The organism is Ferroglobus sp. (assembly GCF_015521575.1).
Taxonomy (GTDB): domain Archaea; phylum Halobacteriota; class Archaeoglobi; order Archaeoglobales; family Archaeoglobaceae; genus Ferroglobus.
Genome location: NZ_WANY01000121.1, coordinates 1 through 2837, shown reverse-complemented (window position 1 = coordinate 2837; position 2837 = coordinate 1). Strand labels below are relative to the sequence as shown.

Sequence of the window (2837 nt, the reverse complement as noted above, 5' to 3'; positions counted from 1 at the left end):
CTATAGAAGAGGTTGTTTGCGTTGGAGGGAGAGGAAGGGGAGCTGATACGGCAGCAGTAATCAGACCGGCCCACATGAACAACTTCTTCGACATGGAAGTCAGGGAAATAATTTGCATGCCCAGATTCAAGAAGTAACTTTTTCAAGGAGGGCATAGAAAAACCCTATAGTGTTGTGCCTGTGAGGAAACGCTCTAATCGTCCCCTCGATGAAGCCCGGGGAGTAATATCCCTTCAGCGGAACGAGTTTAACGTTCTTCCTTTCTTTTAAAATCCTTTCAATTACCTCCTCGTTCTCCTCCTTAAACATCGAACACGTGCAGTACAAAACCTTCCCTTTCGGCTTAAGCAAATCAATAGCAACGTTAAGCAGCTCGTATTGAAGCTCCGCCAGTTCCTTTATCTTATCCTCCCTAATCCTCCACCTTAGCTCCGGGTTCTTCATTAGCGTTCCATCCGACGTGCATGGAGCGTCGAGCATGACTTTATCGGCAATTTCCTCACCAAGAATTTTAGTGGCTTTTCTCGCATCTTTCCTGTATATTTTTACGATTCTGATTCCGCATCTTTCGATTAACTCCTCCATCCTTTTCAACCTCAGCTCATCGATGTCGAAAGCGTGAATAACTCCCCTGTTTTTCATCAACTCAGCCATGTGCAGAGTTTTTCCGCCTGGAGCTGCGCAGAGGTCTACAACAACCTCTCCGGGCTTAGGGTCGAGGAGGATAGAAGCTAAAGCCGACGCCTCTTCTTGTATAACAAACTTGCCCTTTTTATACAGCTTGGATCTGTCGAAATCGTAAGGTCCGGCAAATTTGATCACTGTCGGAACGACTTCGCTGACAGCAACTTCCTTCCCTTCCTTCTCCAGAGCTTTGACCACTTCGTCAACCCTCGCTTTTAACGAGTTTACCCTCACGCTAATTTTCGGCTCCGTGTTCAAGGCTTTTAACAGCTCCTCCAACTCATCTCCAACGACTTCCTTCATCTTTTTTATGTACCAAGCTGGAAGGAGGTACTCGAATTCAAACTTTTCGATCTCGTTTTTCGGTTTAGGTTCGTAAGAAGTAATTTTATCGAATACCTCGTAATAGAACATCCCGACGTAAGGGTGGGTTATCTTAGAAAGAAAACTTGCAACGCTCTTCTTCACGGCATTCTTCTCCAAATGCTTCACGTACCTCTTTTCAAAAACGAAGAACTCGATAGTAACGCGGAGAGAAGCTCTCAACCAAGGATCGAGGATGTTTTGATGAACCCCCACCACCTCTCTAATTATTCTATCGATTATTCCGAGCCTCTTCATGATCTTGTAGTACACGGCTGTGAGAATCCTGTCTAAGTCGGTGCCAAGTATTCTGTACTTTTCGAAAACAATTCTCTTGGCATATTGACTCGGCTTGATCTCCTCCGATTTCCTGAGAACTTCCGTGAGTATTACGAAATCCCTTTCCTTGACTTTGTACATGCAGAAAATTAAGTACGTCTTGCTGCATATAAAAATCTCTCGTTCAGACAATCACTTATGAACTTTAAAAGACATTTTGACGATTTCAGAAGTTCTTGCATCGTATTTTATTTCAATCAGAAGCGTGCCTGATCGAGGCACAGATGAAAAGTAAAACTTTTTAGCTGAAATTTCATTCGGATACAATTTAATATAATTTAAAGATCCTTCAGTTGCAAACCCTTCGTAATATTTCCCATCGTCTCCCGCAATTTTTACGCTCTTAACTGCAAACGTTATAATGTTTTTTCCTCTGTTTTCAAGAAATATTTTAATAACATTAGGTTTTGTTGGGCTTTCACTTAAAATTAGCTCATAGAAAACACGGACATCTGGGTATTTATTTAAGATTGAGTACTGCTGTACTGGCAGTTCCTGTGGTGTTGTACGTACGTATCTACCCTCACCAAGAATGCTTTTCTCTAAATCAGACTTTTTTGTTTGAAAATATTCCAACAAATAACTATTATTTGGCTCGGTCGTATCACCGTAATGTTTATATTCAATTAGTTAGATAAATAGGTGATGATATGTCCTCATTGCAAATCGCTAAAGACTGTCAAAATGGGTTGTTATTACACGAAATCTGGGGAGAGGAGGCAGAGGTACAAGTGCAAGATTTGCGGAAAAACTTTCGTTTTAAATCCTATCAAGCCGAGGAACTATCCGGAAGAGTTCAAGGAGATGGTTGTGAGGGCGGTTGTTAAGGAAGGCGTTGGAGTTAGGCAAGCGAGCAGGATTTTTAAGCTTTCTCCGAACACCGTAACAGCTTGGATTAAAGAATTTTCTAAAAAAAGAACTGAGAAACGAGATTAAATCAGAGAAGCCCGTTGTTGAGTTGGATGAGATGTGGAGTTTTGTTAGGAAGAAGGAGAACGAAATCTGGATTTGGCTGGCTTTGGAAAGGATTTCTCGCAAAATTTTATCTTATGCTGTAGGAGATCGTTCAGTTGATACGTTTAAGCGATTGTGGGATGGAATCAGCGATGAAATAAAGCGGAAAGCAATCTTTTACACCGATCGCTGGGACGCTTATAACTTAATACCATACAAACAAAGAATCGTAAGAAGAGGAGGAACAAATCACGTGGAAAGATTGTTCTTAACTCTAAGAAACGATAATCCTCGCTTCGCAAGAAAATCGATCAGATTCTCAAAATCTTTAGAAATGCTCGAGGATTCCATTAAATTGTGGGTCCATTATCATAATTCATCAACATTATAGTGACACTACCAAAATCAGTTATATAAAAAGTTTAAAGCTTAGATGATTATCGATACACCCTACCTCTGAAGTAGATGTGATAAACGAAGATTACTTTTTGTGAAGT

General features: G+C 40.9%; 4 protein-coding genes. 2 read left to right on the top strand and 2 right to left on the bottom strand.

Going from position 1 to position 2837, the window contains the following annotated elements; genetic code table 11:
• Window positions 1-126: 126 nt before the first annotated feature.
• Window positions 127-1467, bottom strand: a complete 1341-nt coding sequence (locus F7C14_RS05060) for an RsmB/NOP family class I SAM-dependent RNA methyltransferase (RefSeq protein ID WP_290900490.1) — start codon at window positions 1465-1467, stop codon at window positions 127-129.
• A gap of 51 nt (window positions 1468-1518) precedes the next feature.
• Complete coding sequence (locus tag F7C14_RS05055) at window positions 1519-1962, bottom strand: hypothetical protein (RefSeq protein WP_290900488.1); 444 nt, start codon at window positions 1960-1962, stop codon at window positions 1519-1521.
• A gap of 69 nt (window positions 1963-2031) precedes the next feature.
• On the opposite strand from F7C14_RS05055, the gene F7C14_RS05050 reads away from it, so the two are divergent.
• Together F7C14_RS05050 and F7C14_RS05045 are read left to right on the top strand one after the other, a co-directional pair.
• Complete coding sequence (locus F7C14_RS05050) at window positions 2032-2322, top strand: transposase (protein WP_290900486.1); 291 nt, start codon at window positions 2032-2034, stop codon at window positions 2320-2322.
• 31 nt (window positions 2323-2353) lie between these two features.
• Window positions 2354-2731: an IS1 family transposase gene (locus tag F7C14_RS05045; RefSeq protein WP_290900492.1), complete on the top strand. Its 378-nt coding sequence runs from the start codon at window positions 2354-2356 to the stop codon at window positions 2729-2731.
• Window positions 2732-2837 lie beyond the last annotated feature (106 nt).

Coding starts and splice junctions, on each gene's coding strand:
- F7C14_RS05060 (WP_290900490.1), bottom strand. CDS start 1,467: ATGTACAAAGTCAAGGAAAGGGATTTCGTAATACTCACGGAAGTTCTC.
- F7C14_RS05050 (WP_290900486.1), top strand. CDS start 2,032: ATGATATGTCCTCATTGCAAATCGCTAAAGACTGTCAAAATGGGTTGT.
- F7C14_RS05045 (WP_290900492.1), top strand. CDS start 2,354: ATGTGGAGTTTTGTTAGGAAGAAGGAGAACGAAATCTGGATTTGGCTG.